At 68.7% G+C, this 14,864-nt stretch carries 11 protein-coding genes and 1 tRNA gene; 4 read left to right on the top strand and 8 right to left on the bottom strand.

The genetic code is table 11. The features are described 5' to 3' along the window. Positions 1-24: 24 nt before the first annotated feature. On the bottom strand, positions 25-744 hold the full coding sequence (coaE, locus tag IEX49_RS13185; RefSeq protein ID WP_229672667.1) for a dephospho-CoA kinase: 720 nt from the start codon (positions 742-744) through the stop codon (positions 25-27). After that, the gene (gene coaE / locus IEX49_RS13180; RefSeq protein WP_188806628.1) at positions 741-3,119 is read right to left on the bottom strand and encodes a dephospho-CoA kinase; all 2,379 of its coding nucleotides are present in this window, start codon (positions 3,117-3,119) and stop codon (positions 741-743) included. The genes coaE (IEX49_RS13185) and coaE (IEX49_RS13180) overlap by 4 nt, the downstream gene beginning before the upstream one ends. Positions 3,120-3,233: 114 nt before the next feature. Here coaE (IEX49_RS13180) and IEX49_RS13175 point away from each other — a divergent pair, with 114 nt between their 5' ends. Together IEX49_RS13175 and IEX49_RS13170 are read left to right on the top strand one after the other, a co-directional pair. After that, positions 3,234-3,947, top strand: coding sequence for an IMPACT family protein (locus tag IEX49_RS13175; protein WP_188806627.1), 714 nt, complete (start codon positions 3,234-3,236; stop codon positions 3,945-3,947). Next, positions 3,944-5,215 (top strand): class I SAM-dependent methyltransferase, encoded by a 1,272-nt coding sequence (locus IEX49_RS13170; RefSeq protein WP_308421947.1) that lies wholly within the window; start codon positions 3,944-3,946, stop codon positions 5,213-5,215. The genes IEX49_RS13175 and IEX49_RS13170 overlap by 4 nt, the downstream gene beginning before the upstream one ends. A gap of 11 nt (positions 5,216-5,226) precedes the next feature. On the opposite strand, the gene IEX49_RS13165 is transcribed toward IEX49_RS13170, so the two are convergent. The 4 genes from IEX49_RS13165 to polA all read right to left on the bottom strand — a co-directional run bounded on the left by IEX49_RS13165 (position 5,227) and on the right by polA (position 11,734). After that, entirely contained in the window at positions 5,227-5,754 is a 528-nt protein-coding gene (locus IEX49_RS13165; protein ID WP_188806626.1) for a DinB family protein, read from the bottom strand. 151 nt (positions 5,755-5,905) lie between these two features. After that, positions 5,906-7,363 (bottom strand): 30S ribosomal protein S1, encoded by a 1,458-nt coding sequence (gene rpsA / locus IEX49_RS13160; RefSeq protein WP_188806625.1) that lies wholly within the window; start codon positions 7,361-7,363, stop codon positions 5,906-5,908. A 161-nt stretch (positions 7,364-7,524) separates the two neighbouring features. Continuing rightward, a complete protein-coding gene (locus IEX49_RS13155) occupies positions 7,525-8,901 on the bottom strand; it encodes a GNAT family N-acetyltransferase (protein ID WP_188806624.1) in 1,377 nt (458 codons plus the stop codon). Beyond that, positions 8,885-11,734 carry a DNA polymerase I gene (gene polA / locus IEX49_RS13150; RefSeq protein ID WP_229672691.1) on the bottom strand — a complete coding sequence of 950 codons (2,850 nt, stop codon included), beginning with the start codon at positions 11,732-11,734 and terminating at the stop codon, positions 8,885-8,887. Before polA ends, IEX49_RS13155 begins: the two co-directional genes overlap by 17 nt. A gap of 106 nt (positions 11,735-11,840) precedes the next feature. Here polA and IEX49_RS13145 point away from each other — a divergent pair, with 106 nt between their 5' ends. Further along, entirely contained in the window at positions 11,841-12,395 is a 555-nt protein-coding gene (locus IEX49_RS13145) for a hotdog fold thioesterase (protein WP_188806622.1), read from the top strand. Between the two features lie 29 nt (positions 12,396-12,424). Here the strand turns inward: IEX49_RS13145 and IEX49_RS13140 are convergent. Further along, positions 12,425-12,509 (bottom strand) — tRNA-Leu (locus IEX49_RS13140). A 137-nt stretch (positions 12,510-12,646) separates the two neighbouring features. Between IEX49_RS13140 and IEX49_RS13135 the strand changes: the two genes are divergently transcribed. Then, positions 12,647-13,264 (top strand): ANTAR domain-containing response regulator, encoded by a 618-nt coding sequence (locus tag IEX49_RS13135; protein ID WP_188806621.1) that lies wholly within the window; start codon positions 12,647-12,649, stop codon positions 13,262-13,264. 53 nt (positions 13,265-13,317) lie between these two features. On the opposite strand, the gene pyk is transcribed toward IEX49_RS13135, so the two are convergent. After that, positions 13,318-14,811, bottom strand: a complete 1,494-nt coding sequence (pyk, locus tag IEX49_RS13130) for a pyruvate kinase (protein WP_188806620.1) — start codon at positions 14,809-14,811, stop codon at positions 13,318-13,320. Between the last annotated feature and the right edge of the window lie 53 nt (positions 14,812-14,864).

Raw genomic sequence — 14,864 nt, 5'->3', positions numbered from 1 at the left:
CCGTGGGGTTCACCGCCGGCGGATTCAGGCTCCGTCCATCGGTCGGACTGTCTGCCCGTCATCCGGCCCGTCATCCGGCCCGTCATTCGACCCGTTGGTCAACCCCTCCAGGTGCGGTGCCACGTAGTGCTCCCAGACGCGTCGGGTGGTCCGGCGCAGGTCCTCCAAGCCGGCGTCGTTGACGATGAGCACGTCCGCCGCGGCGCGGCGCTGCTCGTCCGTGGCCTGGGCAGCGATCCGGGCCCGAGCATCGTCCTCGGTCATCCCCCGGTCCCGGACCATCCGCTCCACCCGCTCCTCGGGGTCCGCCTCCACGACCAGCACGAGGTCGTAGGCGCCTGCCTGCCCGGACTCCACCAGCAGCGGCACGTCCTGGACCACGACGGCGTCCGGACCGGCCTCGCTGACGAGCCGCCGGCCCTCGGCCCGCACCAGGGGATGGATGATCCCGTTGAGCAGCGCCCTGGCCTCCGGATCGGCGAACACCAGCTTCGCGACGGCGGCGCGGTCCATGGATCCGTCCGCCGCGATCGCGGCGGGGCCCAGGGACTCACGCACGCTGCGCAGCCCTTCACTGCCGGGCGCCACGACGGCGCGGGAGAGTGCGTCTGCGTCCACCACGATGGCGCCGAGGGCGGATAGCTCCGCGGCCACCGTGGACTTGCCGCTGGCGATGCCGCCCGTCAGCCCGATGTGCAGCCGGGGCCTGACCATGCCGGCTTCCGTCTCGTTCACCTCGCTCACCGGGATCCGCCCTCAGGAGTGGCACTGCCCGCAGCGGTGGTGGCGTGGTGCTCATCGAGGACTGGCTGCACATGGTCGTCCCAGAAGCGCCGAGTGGCCTCGGACAGGTCGTTGAGGCTCGCATCGTTGACGATGACCTCGTCGGCGACCTCCCGGCGCTCGGCGTCCGTGGCCTGGGCATCCACCCGTGCCCAGGCCTGCTGCATGGACATCCCGCGTTCGTGCACGAGCCGGTTGACCCTCGCCTCCGCAGGGGTCTCCACGGTGAGCACCACGTCGAACTCGCCCGCAGAGGCCGTCTCCACCAGCAGCGGCAGGTCGACCACCACCACCGCCTCGGGGCCGGCCTCGCGGGCGATCCGCTGGATCTCCTCCCGCACCCTCGGGTGGACGATGTCATTGAGGCTCTCCCGGGCCACGGTGTTGCCGAAGACGAGCTGTGCCAGGGCCTGGCGGTCCAGTTCGCCGCTCTCGGTGATGACCTCCGGGCCGAATCCCTCACGGATCTCTGCCAGGGCCTCGGACCCCGGAGCGACGGCCGCGCGGGCCAGCTCGTCGGCGTCGATGACCACGGCGCCCCACTCCGCGAGGTCACGGGCCACGAGCGACTTCCCGGAGGCGATGCCACCGGTCAGGCCGACCGTCAGCAGCCCACGGCCCTCCAGCGCCTGTTGCCGGTGGTAGGTGTTCGGCTGGAGTGCCTCGTACTCGGGTTCGGTGCCCACCTCGTACTCCGGCCGGATCACGTACTCGTCCAGGTCGTGCTCGTCCTCGTGGGCTCGGCGGTGGTACTCCTCGATCGGCAGCACCTGCTTCCACTGCCGGGTGCGCAGTGGCCGGGTGGTTCCGGCGTCCTCGCGCAGGGCCTGGAGCAGCAGCCAGGCCTGGAACAGGGACAACGCCATCACCGGGGCACCGATGACGATGATGACCTCCTGGAGCGCGTTCAGGCCGTTCTCCCCAGAGGTCACCAGGATGACGCCGCAGACGAGTCCCACGGACACGGCCCAGAACACGCGCTGGCGCTTCGGCCCCTCGTCCTCGTGCCCGGAGGCCATGGAGTCCAGGACCAGGGCGCCGGAGTCGAGCGAGGTGACGAAGAAGATGACGATGACAATGAGGGCCAGGACTGCGGTGGCCAGGTACAGCGGGTAGGACTGCAGCAGCTGGAAGAGCGCCGCCTCCACGTTCCCGTCGGTGACGATCGTCTCCGTCAAAGACCCCGCGGTCCCCTCAGCACGGTCGATGGTGAAGGCGCTCAGGCCGTAGATGCCGAACCAGATGACCACGAAGGCCGTCGGCAGGCCGAGGCAGGCGGTGACGAAGGCGCGGATCGAGCGGCCGCGGGAGATCCGGGCGATGAACAGCCCGACGAAGGGCGACCACGTCACGGTCCAGGCGTAGTAGAAGACGGTCCAGTCGCCCGACCACTCACCGCCGCCGAAGGTGTCGTTGAAGAAGGACAGCGCCGGCAGGTGGGACAGGTAGGCCCCGGCCGACTCGACGATGCCGCGCACGGTGTCCATGGTGGCGCCCCACATGAGCACATAGACCAAGAGCACGATGGCCAGCACGATGTTCAGGTAGGACAGGCGCTTGATGCCCTTGTCCAGACCGGCCAGGGCGGAGGCCAGGGCGATGCCCGTGATGATGGCGACGATGCCCGCCTGCAGCCACCCGCTGATGGGGACGCCCATGACGTAGTTCATCCCGCTGTTGATCTGCATGGCGCCCAGACCCACGGAGACCGCCAGACCGAACACGGTGGACAGCACGGAGATGATGTCCACGAGCTTGCCCCACGGTCCGTGGATCCGGTCCCCGAGCAGGGGCTGCAGGGCCGAGGACACGCGCGGCGGCAGCTTGCGCTTGTAGGTGAAGTATCCGAAGCACAACCCGGGGACCACCAGGAGGGCCCACATATGGATGCCGAAGTGGAAGTTGGAGATGGCGAGGGCCTGCGTGGCCGCCTGGTCAGAGAGGGGCTCGGTACCGTACAGCGGAGGATTGGCGTAGTGGTTCATGGGCTCGGCCACGCCCCAGAACATCAGGGTGGCGCCGATGCCGGCGGCGAAGAGCATGCCGAACCATGCGAGTCCGGAGAACTCGGGTTCGGAGTCGTCGTCGCCGAGCTTGATGCGGCCGAAGCGGCTCAGGGCCAGTCCCACGGCGAAGACCACCAACAGCGTGGTGCCGAGGGTGTAGAACCAGCCGACGTCATAGCGCAGGTAGGTGGAGACCACCCCGAAGGCACCCTGGACCGGTCCCGGGAAGATCGCCATCGCCAGGGTGAAGACGACGATGATCAACGCTGAGATGAAGAAGATGGCCGGGCCGGTGCGCAGACCGAGTCGGTTGTGCAATCGGGTCAGCATGTGGAGTCCCCCTCCGATCGAGCTGTCACCGGCGGTCATGCCGGGGCGGGTTCACGCTGGCCAACAAACTACCTCATCACAGCCGGATGGGTACTCGGCAGTAGAGTGGACGGCATGGCTGAGGAGCAACCCGGGTCCCGGGCATCACGCTATGCGGTGCTCCCGTCGATGACGTTCAGTACGCCGATCGTCCACGAACTGGAGATCAGGCGCTCCCGCTTCATCGGCCATGCCCTACGCGTCACCACTGAAGAGGAGGCCCGCGCGTTCATCGCGGCCCTCCGGAAGCAGCACCACGAGGCCAGGCACGTGTGCAGCGCGTTCATCCTCGGCCCGGACCGGGACGCCATGCGTTCCTCGGATGACGGCGAGCCCGCCGGCACGGCGGGCGTCCCCATGCTGGAGGCCCTGTCCCAGCGCGAGACCGGCTCACGGCCCGAGGGCACCATGGCGAGGGATCTGTCCGACGTGTGCGTCGCCGTCGTCCGCTATTTCGGCGGGGTGAAGCTCGGTGCCGGAGGCCTGGTCCGGGCCTACTCGGACGCCGTGTCCGCCACCCTGGACCAGACCGAGATGGTGACGCGGCAGCGCATGGTGCTGGCCGGCGTCGACGCCCCGCACTCCGAGGCCGGGCGGTGGGAGAACGAGCTGCGGGCCGCGGGCTTCCACGTGCAGGAGACACGCTACGGCTCCGGATCCGCCACGCTGGTGGTGGCCCTGCCCGACGACGGCCGTTCCGGTGCCGTGTTCACCGAGCGGCTGGCGTCCGTGACCGCGGGGACGGCCCACTTCCGCACGCTGGGCACCGAGTGGGTGGACCTGCCGTGAGCTCTCCTGCCGTGTACCCCGTCCCCCGAGGCCAGACTCCTCCGGTCCACCGGACCGCGCTGACCGCCGGCTTCGACTTCGCCGCCCTCTCCCGGTGGCCCTATCCCGAGTCCCCCGAGCTCCAGGCCCACGACGCCGCGGATCTGCTGCTGCTGGACACGGCGCAGGCCTGGTGGGATGCCGCTTCGCGGGATGACGGCGGCGTCCCTCCGGCGATCGTCCTCGAGGACCGTCACGGTGCCCTCACCCTGCCCCTGCTGAGCGCGGGACATGCCGTCCGGATCGGCCAGGACGCCCTGGGCCAGGAGCGCTCACTCGATGCCAATGTGGCGACGTTCCGGGACTCCGGTGCGCTGGAGGACGCCGGCCCGCTGAGCCGTCACGGCATCGGCCCTGACCTGGTGGCCGGTGCGCGCCTGATCCTGCTGCAGCTGCCCCGTTCCCTGGACGCCCTGGAGCAGTGGGCGCACTTGATCGCCGAACACGCACACGCGGACGTCTTGCTCCTCGCGGGCGGCCGGGACAAGCACATGACCCCGCGCCAGAACACAGTCCTCGAGCGGTACTTCAGCTCGGTGGTGCCCGGCCGGGGCCGGTCCAAGTCCCGGGTCATCACCGCACGTGGCCCGCGGCGGGGACGCCCCGCCCCGTTCCCCCGGACCGCCGAACACCAGATGCCCGGCTTGGGCCTGCTCGCCCTGGCCGCCCACGGGGCCACCTTCGGGGGGACGAACCTGGATCCGGGGACGGCCTTCCTGCTCCGCTCGTTGGAGTCAGGCCTCCAGCGGGGTGGGCTTGAGTGGGCCGGACGGAAGCGGGCCGTGGACGTCGGCTGCGGTAACGGCACGATCGCGGTGTACCTGGCACTGGCCTCGCAGCAGGCCGGGCTGGACGGGCTGGGCGGGCTGAGCGTCGTCGCCACTGACCAGTCCGCGGACGCCTGTGCGTCCACCCGGCTCACGGCGTCACTCAACGAGGTCCAGGACCGGATCGAGGTCCTCAGGGATGACGCCCTGTCCACCTTCCCCGACGCCAGCGAGGACCTTCTCGTCCTCAATCCGCCGTTCCACGCGGGCAACACGGTGGACACGCGGGTCGCGGTGCGCCTGATGGCCGCCTCGGCACGGGTGCTGCGTCCCGGTGGGGAGCTGTGGTGCGTGTGGAACTCGCACCTGATGTACCGGCCTGAGCTCGAGCGCCTCGTGGGCCCCACCCGGCAACTCGCCCGTGACCGGACGTTCACGGTGACCGTCAGCACCCGCCGCTGACCGGCTGACCGTCAGTCTCCGACGGTGCCGTCCACGATTTCACGCAGCAGGTCCGCGTGCCCGGCGTGGCGGGCATACTCCTCGATCAGGTGGACAAGGACATACCGATAGGTGGTTCCCCGCTCCCCCGGCTGGGCGATGACCGCGTCCAGGTCGGTCCACCGGTGCTGGATGAGCCGGGACCGTTCCACCCGCGCATCGAAGCCGGCCAGGAGCTCCTCGGGCGTCAGCTCGTCGGCACGATGCCAATCCCAGTCGTTGTCCTCGTCCCACGGTGCCCGGTCCCAGGGCGGGGCCGGTGGTTCCCCGGCCGTGCGGACCCCGAGCCATTCGTCCTCCACGTAGTCCAGGTGGTGGAGCAGTCCGCCCAGGGTCATGGTGCTGGGAGGGATGCTGCGCTGCAGGTCCTCCGCTTCCAGCCCCTCGACCTTACGGCGCAGCACGGACCGGTAGTAGTCAAGGAACTGGGTGAGCACCTCGAGCCCGGTGCCGTCATGGACCGGGTCATAGGGCAGCGGTGTCGTCTGTGGAATCGTCATGGCTCCACCGTGACACCCGTGGTGCCCGCGCGGCTACCCCGGCCCTGCGACTGCTCCGTCGGCCCGGACGCAGACAGGCCCCGCACCGGAGGGTGCGGGGCCTGTCAGGTCGGCGGGTCAGCCCATGGCCGCCCCGTGACTGATCAGCAGATCAGTTGCCGGTGAGCTTCTCGCGCAGGGCGGCGAGGGCCTCGTCGGAGGCCAGGGTGCCCTGATCGGCAACCTGGTTGTTGTCGTCGGAGGAGTAGGAGGCGGCGCCGGACTCGACGTCGGCCGCGACCTCGGCATCCTCGTTGAGGTGGCGGGACACCTGCTCCTTGTGAGCCTCCCAGCGGGCCTGGGCGTCGGCGTACTGCTGCTCCCACGCGGCGCGCTGGGTCTCGAAGCCCTCGAGCCATTCGTTGGTCTCGGGATCGAAGCCCTCGGGGTACTTGTAGTTGCCCTCGTCGTCGTACTCGGCAGCCATGCCGTAGAGCGCCGGGTCGAACTCGGTGCCCTCCGGATCGACGCCCTCGTTGGCCTGCTTGAGGGACAGCGAGATGCGGCGACGCTCGAGGTCGATGTCGATGACCTTGACGAACAGCTCGTCGTTGACGGACACGACCTGCTCGGCGGTGTCGATGTGGCGGGAGGCCAGCTCGGAGATGTGCACCAGGCCCTCGATGCCGTCCTCGACGCGCACGAACGCACCGAACGGAACCAGCTTGGTGACCTTGCCCGGCACGACCTGGCCGAGGGCGTGGGTGCGGGCGAAGAGCTGCCAGGGATCTTCCTGGGTGGCCTTCAGGGACAGGGAGACACGCTCGCGGTCCATGTCCACCTCGAGCACCTCGACGGTGACTTCCTGGCCGACCTCGACGACCTCGGACGGGTGGTCGATGTGCTTCCAGGACAGCTCGGAGACGTGCACCAGGCCGTCGACGCCGCCCAGGTCCACGAAGGCACCGAAGTTGACGATCGAGGAGACGGTGCCGGTGCGGACCTGGCCCTTCTCCAGCTTGTGCAGGAAGTTGGAGCGGACCTCGGACTGGGTCTGCTCAAGCCACGCACGGCGGGACAGGACCACGTTGTTGCGGTTCTTGTCCAGCTCGATGATCTTGGCTTCCAGCTCCTGGCCGATGTACGGGGCCAGGTCGCGGACGCGGCGCATCTCGACCAGGGAGGCGGGCAGGAAGCCGCGCAGGCCGATGTCCACGATGAGGCCGCCCTTGACGACCTCGATGACGGTGCCGGTGACGACGCCGTCCTCTTCCTTGATCTTCTCGATGGAGCCCCAGGCACGCTCGTACTGAGCACGCTTCTTGGAGAGGATCAGGCGGCCTTCCTTGTCCTCCTTGGTGAGGACAAGGGCCTCCACGCTGTCGCCGACGGCAACAACTTCGTCCGGGTCCACGTCATGCTTGATGGAAAGTTCCCGGGACGGGATGACGCCTTCGGTCTTGTAGCCGATGTCGAGCAGCACTTCGTCGCGGTCGACCTTGACGACGGTGCCTTCGACCAGATCGCCGTCGTTGAAGTACTTGATGGTGGCGTCAACGGCGGCGAGGAAGTCCTCAGCAGTGCCAATGTCATTGATGGCAACCTGCGGGGCGGTGGAGGTAATGGTCATGTAGTAGGGGCTCCGATGTGGATTGTTCACTCGGCCGGGCGACGCGGACACACGAAGGGAACGCGACAACCCGGATAGTGGGTTGATATGAATATTGGTAGCGCACAGAAAGTGCTCGTTCAGTCTAACGACATTGGCAAGTCTGGGTCAAAGGCAGTCCGTCAGAAACCCGTCATGCAGAACACCGGCCGGTCCTGAGCCAGCAGGGCGGTCAGTTCCGCCGCGGCACCCGGCCGGTGCTCCGTGATCCTCCCTGCCTGCCGCAGCACCTCCGCGGACACCCCGCCGAGATACACGCTGGAGAGCTCGGCGATATCCAGGGAGAGGTCCGCCGTCACCGTCTCGAGTTCCGTCTCGGCGTCCCCCAACCGCACGACGCCGGCCGTGCCGCCCTCCACGGTCAGCCGCCAGGTCCCGGCGGCATAGCCGAGGGAGTCCGTGACCTCCAGGACCAGTTCGCCGTCCCGGTGATAGGGCCGACCCGTCAGGCACGCCGCAACGTCGAGGATGCGCAGCCACAACTGGTCCGCGTACCCGGTGGTGGTGACCCGGCGCGGGTCCACCAGCAGGTTCTCGAGCAATCGGTCGTCCGAGGCGAAGCCCCACTCGACCTTCCGGATGAGGTCCAGGTGGACCAGGTAGTCCCAGATCGCCCGGAAGCTGGCCGCGGTGCTCGCCACGAGCACTCCGACCTTGACGGACGGCACCTTCTGGTCCCAGCCGTTGAACGTGTAGGTGACGTACCCGCGGGGCGTGCCGCCGTCGTCGTGATGCACGGCCGCAAGCACCCCGGTGCCCTTGCCGTCGTTCTTGGACATCCACGTGTCCGTCTCGATCACCGAGTAGGCGGCCGTGCGGCCCACGGCGCCGGGGCTCTGGCGGTGTGCACGGTCGTAGAGGGCCGGCCCCAGGTCCCGCAGATCCTTCGGCTGAATCATCCGCATGGATCCGGAAACCGGCCCGGCGAGGGCGACCTCACCGCCGGTGTCCACCTCCACCGTGCGTCGGGTGGTGGCCACCCCGAACCCGAACCGCCGGTAGATCGTGGCCTCCGAGGCGCTCAGCGCGGCCACGGGGATCCCGGCAGCCGCGGCTCGGTCCAGCTCGGCCCGCATCATGGCTCGGAGGATGCCCCGGCGGCGGTGGGTGGAGCGCACGGTCACGTCCGAGATGAGGAAGCCCTCGATCTCTCGGCCGGCCCCGGTCTGGAGGTGCTTGCTGAAGGAGGCGAAGGTGCCGACCGGTTCCGTGGTCTCCGGTTCCGTCCCGGCCTCATAGACGCCCACGTAGGTGCGCTGGTCCTGTCCATACAGGTCCAGGACCTGGTCGAGTGCGGCGCCGGTGGGGACCGCCTCGTAGAAGTTCCGCTCGACCGCGGCGATCATGCGGGCACCACGGGGGTCCTCCGCGGCGGGTCGGCCGGAGGACCGGAAACGGTGGAGGTCCAGGCCGGGCAGGATCTCGGCGGTGCGTTCATCCGTGAACCCGCCTGTGAACCTGCCTCGGTGCCCGTCAGGCCGATCAGTGGGCCGCATCATGCCAGCTTCGCCCCACGCCCACGTTCACGTCCAGGGGTACCGAGAGCTGCGCCGCCTGGCCCATCTTGTCCTCCAGCAGGGCGGTGGCCGCTTCCAGCTCGTCGTCCGGGACCTCGAGGATGAGCTCATCATGCACCTGCAGCAGCATCCGGGAACGCAGGCCCTGCTCGTTGATGGCCAGCTGCACATCCAGCATGGCCTGCTTGATGATGTCCGCGGCGGAGCCCTGGATCGGGGCATTGAGGGCGGCCCGCTCGGCCATGTCCCTCAGCTGGCGGTTGTCACTGTTGAGGTCGGGAAGGTAGCGGCGCCGGCCCTTGATCGTGGCCGTGAACCCGTCCCGGCGGGCCTGCGCCACCACGTCCTTCAAGTAGTCACGCACGGCACCGAAGCGGTCGAAGTAGCCCTTCATCAGTCCCCGTGCCTCGTCCACGGGGATCTGCAGCTGCTTGGACAGCCCGAAGGAACTCAGCCCGTAGGCGAGTCCATAGCTCATGGCCTTGACCTTGGCCCGCATCTCACCGGAGACATCTGCTGGGTCCACGCCGAACACCTGCGCCCCGACGAACCGGTGCAGGTCTTCACCGTCGCGGAAGGCCTGGATCAGGGCCTCGTCCTCGGAGAGATGTGCCATGATCCGCATCTCGATCTGGGAGTAGTCCGCGGTCAGCAGGGTGCCGTAGCCCTCCCCCACCACGAACACGTCGCGGATCTTCCGGCCGGCCTCGGTGCGCACCGGGATGTTCTGCAGGTTCGGGTGCAGGCTGGACAGCCGCCCGGTGGCGGCGGCCGTCTGCGAGTAGGTGGTGTGGATGCGCCCGTCCTCGGCCACGGTGTCCCGCAGCCCCTCCACCGTCTGCCGCAGCTTCGTGGCGTCCCGGTGGAGCATCAGGTTCTCGAGGAAGGGGTGCTGGGTCTGGTTCAGCAGGTCGTTGAGGGACTCGACGTCCGTGGAGTAGCCCGTCTTGGTCTTGCGGGTCTTCGGCATGTCCAGCTTCTCGAACAGCAGGGTCTGCAGCTGCTTCGGGGAGCCGAGGTTGACCTTCTCCCCGCCGGTCACCTCGGAGACCGAGGCCCACGCCGACTCCTGGGCCGCCTCCATGCGCTCGGTGAAGTCGGCGAACAGTCCGTCCAGGACGGGGCGGTCCACCGCGATGCCGGCCAGCTCCATGTCCACCATGACCTCGGCCAGCGGGATCTCCAGGTCCAGCAGCAGCTGCTGGGCGCCACGCTCGATCAGGGCCGGCGAGAAGACCTCGGAGAGCCGGCGCACCATCCAACCCGCCCGAACTGAGGCGGCGGCTCGGGCCTGGAGGACGGCCTCCTCCGAGGAGGCCCCCTCGTCGGCCGCGCTGTCCAGGTCCAGTTCCAGCTGGTCTCCGGCCTGGGTCGGATCGTCCTCCATCTCCAAGGTGGACTGCAGATAGGTCTGCACCAGGGCGTCCAGGCCGTAACCGCGGCGGTCCGGCTGGATCAGGTAGGCGGAGAGCAGGACGTCATCCACGACGCCGGCCAGCACCACGTCCGTCCCCAGTGCGGTCCGGTGCCCGGCCGCGGAGAGCGCCTTCGCGACGGCCTTGAGGTCGTAGATCGCCTTCGGGTGGCCCGCCTCCGCGAGGTAGGCCGCGAGCACTGGGCCGGGGCCGGCGTCGGGCGTGGTGTCCTCAGCGGAGGTGTTCCCGGACGGGAGCCGGAGGTCGACATAGACGGCGGCCTTCTCGGCTTGCCCGGTGTGCGTGCCCGCGGTATCGGCACCGCCGCGGACCTCTGCCACCAGGGCGGCGCCGATCGCGACGCCGTAGTCACCGGGGGCCGGGATCTTGCGCTTGGGCAGGATGGCCGGGCCGTCGAGGACCACGTGCACACCCATCAGGTTGGCGGCGTGCTCGGAGAGGAAGGACTCCAGGGCGGCCGCGCCGGCCGCATCCGGGGTGAGGACCGTGAACTCCGGGGTGGCCTCGACCGGGGCGGCCTCCGGCTCGCCCCCGAGGCGCTCCGCCAGGGTGTCGAAGAGACGCTGGCGCACGGTGTTGAACTGGAGCGCATCGAAGAGCTCCTCGACCTGCTCGTGGTCCGGGTGGGTGAGCTCGGTGGCCTCGAGGGCCACGGGCAGCTCCATGTCCCGCAACAGGTGGTTCAGGCGGCGGTTGCGCCGGACGTCGTCCGCGTGGTCCCGGAGGGACTGGCCGGCCTTGCCCTTGATCTCGTCGGCGTGCTCGAGCACGTCCTCGACGGTGCCGTAGAGGTTGATCCACTTCGCGGCGGTCTTGGGGCCGACGCCCGGGACGCCCGGCAGGTTGTCTGCCGTCTCCCCGACGAGGGCGGCCAGGTCCGGGTAGCGCTCCGGTGCCACGCCGTACTTCTCGATGATGGCGGCGGCGTCCATGGGCGGGATGTCCGAGACGCCCTTCTTCGGGTAGAGCACCGTCGTCTGATCCGTGATGAGCTGGAAGGCGTCCCGGTCCCCCGAGACCACGCGGGTGTCCCAGCCGGCGGCCTCGGCCTGCGCGGCGAAGGTGGCCACGATGTCATCCGCCTCGAACCCGTCCACCGAGACGGTGGGGATGTTCATGGCCTCCATGACCTTGATGATCAGGTTGATCTGCCCGTGGAACTCCTCGGGCGTCTTGGAGCGGCCCGCCTTGTATTCCGTGTACTCCTCAGAGCGGAACGTGGGGGTGTCCAGATCGAACGCGACCGCCACGTGCGTGGGCTTCTGCTGGCGGATCATGGTCAGCAGCATGGTGGTGAAACCGTAGACGGCATTGGTGTGCTGACCGGTGTCCGTGGCGAAGTTGTCCACCGGCAACGCATAGAAGGCCCGGAAGGCCATGGAGTGGCCATCGATGACCAGCAGGCGCTGGTCAGCGGCCGGTGGCGCGGCGGGGACGGCGGAATCAGGTGCGGGATTGCTCGAATCAGTCACGGGTGCCAGCCTAATGGTCATGAACGATGCCCAGACAGCAGCCCCCGCCGCAGGACCCTCCACTTCACCGGCCCCGACACCCTATGCCTTCGTGCCGGGCGTCACCCCCGAGCTCAGCCCCGCGGAGCGCCGGCAGATGATGTTCGACTCCGGCATCCCGGAGGAGCTTCACCACCAGCTGGGCGTGCTGGGCATCAGCCCACTGGCGGCGAAGATGGGCATCATCTTCCAGGAGATGACGGTGGCGCGCATGGTGGCCACCATGCCGGTGGCCGGCAACGAGCAGAACGCGGGGCTGTTGCACGGTGGCGCACACCTGGTCCTGGCGGAGACCCTCGGGTCGATCGGCGCCGTGTTGCACACACAGGGCCAGAAACCGGTGGTGGGGATCGAGATCAGCGCCACACACCACCGGGGAATCACCGGGGGGCTGGTCACGGGTACCTGCACGCCGATCCACCTGGGCGGGACACTCACCACGCATGAGATCGTCATGACCGATGAGCAGGGGAAGCGCTTGTCCACGGCAAAGATCACGAACATGATCCTGGATCCGAGCCGGCGCTGAGGCGCGGCTGGACGGGGACGGGATGAGACTGGTGCCCGAAGTGGGACTTGAACCCACACATCTTTCGATACCGCATTTTGAGTGCGGCGCGTCTGCCAATTCCGCCATTCGGGCTTGCGTACTGCTGCAAGGTTGGTGCCGGTCGGAACCGGCCTGACAACCCTACAAGGATACACGTCACGAACACGCTGTGCGTCGTGGCCCGGCATCGAACCGATACGCTGTTCGTTGACCGAGCGCAAGGAGTCTTCATGCCGACCGAGCAGAGCGAATCGACCCACCGCCCCGAGGCGGAACCCGCGAGACTGCGCGTCGTCGTCGCCGAGGACGAGACGCTCATCCGGGTGGACATCGTGGAGATCCTCACCGGGCAGGGCTATGACGTGGTCGGCGAGGCGGACAACGGCCAGAAGGCCCTGGAACTGGCCACCGAGCTGGAGCCGGACGTGGTCCTGATGGACGTCAAGATGCCCGTGATGGACGGCATCACCGCCGCCGAGCACATCGCCCAGGCCAAGATCGCCCCCGTGGTGCTCCTGACGGCCTTCAGCCAGCGGGAGCTGGTGGAGCGGGCCCGCGAGGCCGGGGCCATGGCCTACGTGGTCAAGCCGTTCAACGAGAACGACCTCGTGCCCGCGATCGAGCTGGCGGTGGCCCGCTTCGATGAGCTCCGGGCGCTCGAGGAGGAGGTCTCCGACCTCGCCGAGCAGTTCGCCACCCGCAAGCTCGTCGACCGCGCCAAGTCCCTGTTGACGACCACCCTCAACCTGTCCGAGCCAGAGGCCTTCCGGTGGATCCAGAAGAGCTCCATGGACCGGCGGCTGAGCATGCGCGAGGTCGCCCAGACGGTCATCGACCAGATGGGCTGACCTCACGCGCACGCTCGGTCACACGCAGGTCATACGCAGGTTCACAGCCACCGTCACAGGGGCGAACGCGCCGGCCACATCCCGACCCGCTCGGCGTTCGGCCGCGGGTAGCCCTCCACGAGTCCCCCGGAGTCGTCCAGGTCGCCGATGCGGTGCACCTTGACGATGTTGGTGGACCCCGTCTTCCCGGGAGGGGACCCGGCGGCGATGACCACCAGGTCGTTCACCCCGGCGATGCCCTCCTTCAGCAGCGAACGGTCCACCTGCGCCGTCATCTCATCCGTGGAGTCCGCGAAGGGCACCATTTTCGGCAGCACGCCCCAGGACAGGCACAGGATGTTGTGCGTGTGCTCCACGTGCGTGAACGCGTAGATCATCTGCTGGGGACGCAGCCGAGAGAGCCTCCGGGCGGAGTCGCCCGACTGGGTGAAGGCCGCCAGGTAGCGCACATCCAACTGGTCGGCGATCTCCACGGCGGCGCGGGTGATGGCCCCGCCGCGGGTCTTCGGCCTGGAGCCCAGCGGGCGGATGCGGTCCAGCCCGTGGGTCTCGGTGGACTCGATGATCCGTGCCATCGTCTCGACGGTGGCCACCGGGTACCTGCCCACCGAGGTCTCCCCCGAGAGCATGACGGCGTCGGCCCCATCCAGCACGGCATTGGCGCAGTCGGAGGCCTCGGCCCGGGTGGGCCGTGGGTTGTCGATCATGGACTCCAGCACCTGGGTGGCCACGATGACAGGCTTGGCCCAGCGGCGGGCCAGCTCGATCGCCCTCTTCTGCACCAGCGGGACGTCCTCGAGCGGCAGCTCCACGCCGAGGTCACCGCGAGCCACCATGATGGCGTCGAACGCGTCCACGATCCCGTGCAGCGCCTCCACGGCCTGGGGTTTCTCGATCTTGGCGATCACCGGGACCCGGCGGCCCTTCTCATCCATGATCTCGTGCACCCGTTGGATGTCCTCGGCCGAGCGGACGAAGGACAGGGCGATCATGTCCACGCCCAGGTCCAGGGCCCAGCGCAGGTCGTCCTCGTCCTTCTCGGACAGGGCGGGGACGTTCACCGCCACACCGGGCAGGTTAATCCCCTTGTTGTTGGACACCGTTCCCGGGACCACCACCTCGGTCACGACGTCGGTCCCGGTCACCTCCACGGCACGCAGGGCGACCTTGCCGTCGTCGATCAGCAGGGCGTCCCCGGCCTTGACGTCGTCGGGCAGCCCCTTGAAGGTGGTGCCGCAGCGTTCCGCGGTGCCCTCGACCTCCTGCGTGGTGATGGTGAACCGGTCACCCACCCTCAGCTCGTGCGGACCGTCGGCGAACCGTCCCAGCCGGATCTTGGGACCCTGCAGGTCCGCGAAGATCGCCACGGGACGGTCCAGGTCCCGGGCCGCCTTCCGGATGTCCGCGTAGGTCTGCTCGTGGACGTCCCAGCTGCCGTGGCTCATGTTCATGCGCGCGACATCGACCCCCGCGGCGATCAGGTCCTTGGTGTTCTGGTATCCCTCGTTGGCCGGGCCGAACGTGGCGACGATCTTCGCGTGTCTCATGCTCCCAGCCTAACGAGCCGAACTGACGTTGAGGTGAACAGCCATGTGGCCAC

It is taken from the genome of Citricoccus zhacaiensis (assembly GCF_014645315.1).
In the GTDB taxonomy this organism is placed as follows: domain Bacteria; phylum Actinomycetota; class Actinomycetes; order Actinomycetales; family Micrococcaceae; genus Citricoccus; species Citricoccus zhacaiensis.
The sequence above is the reverse complement of the archived record's forward strand: the minus strand, read 5'-3'. Positions and strand labels throughout refer to the sequence as shown.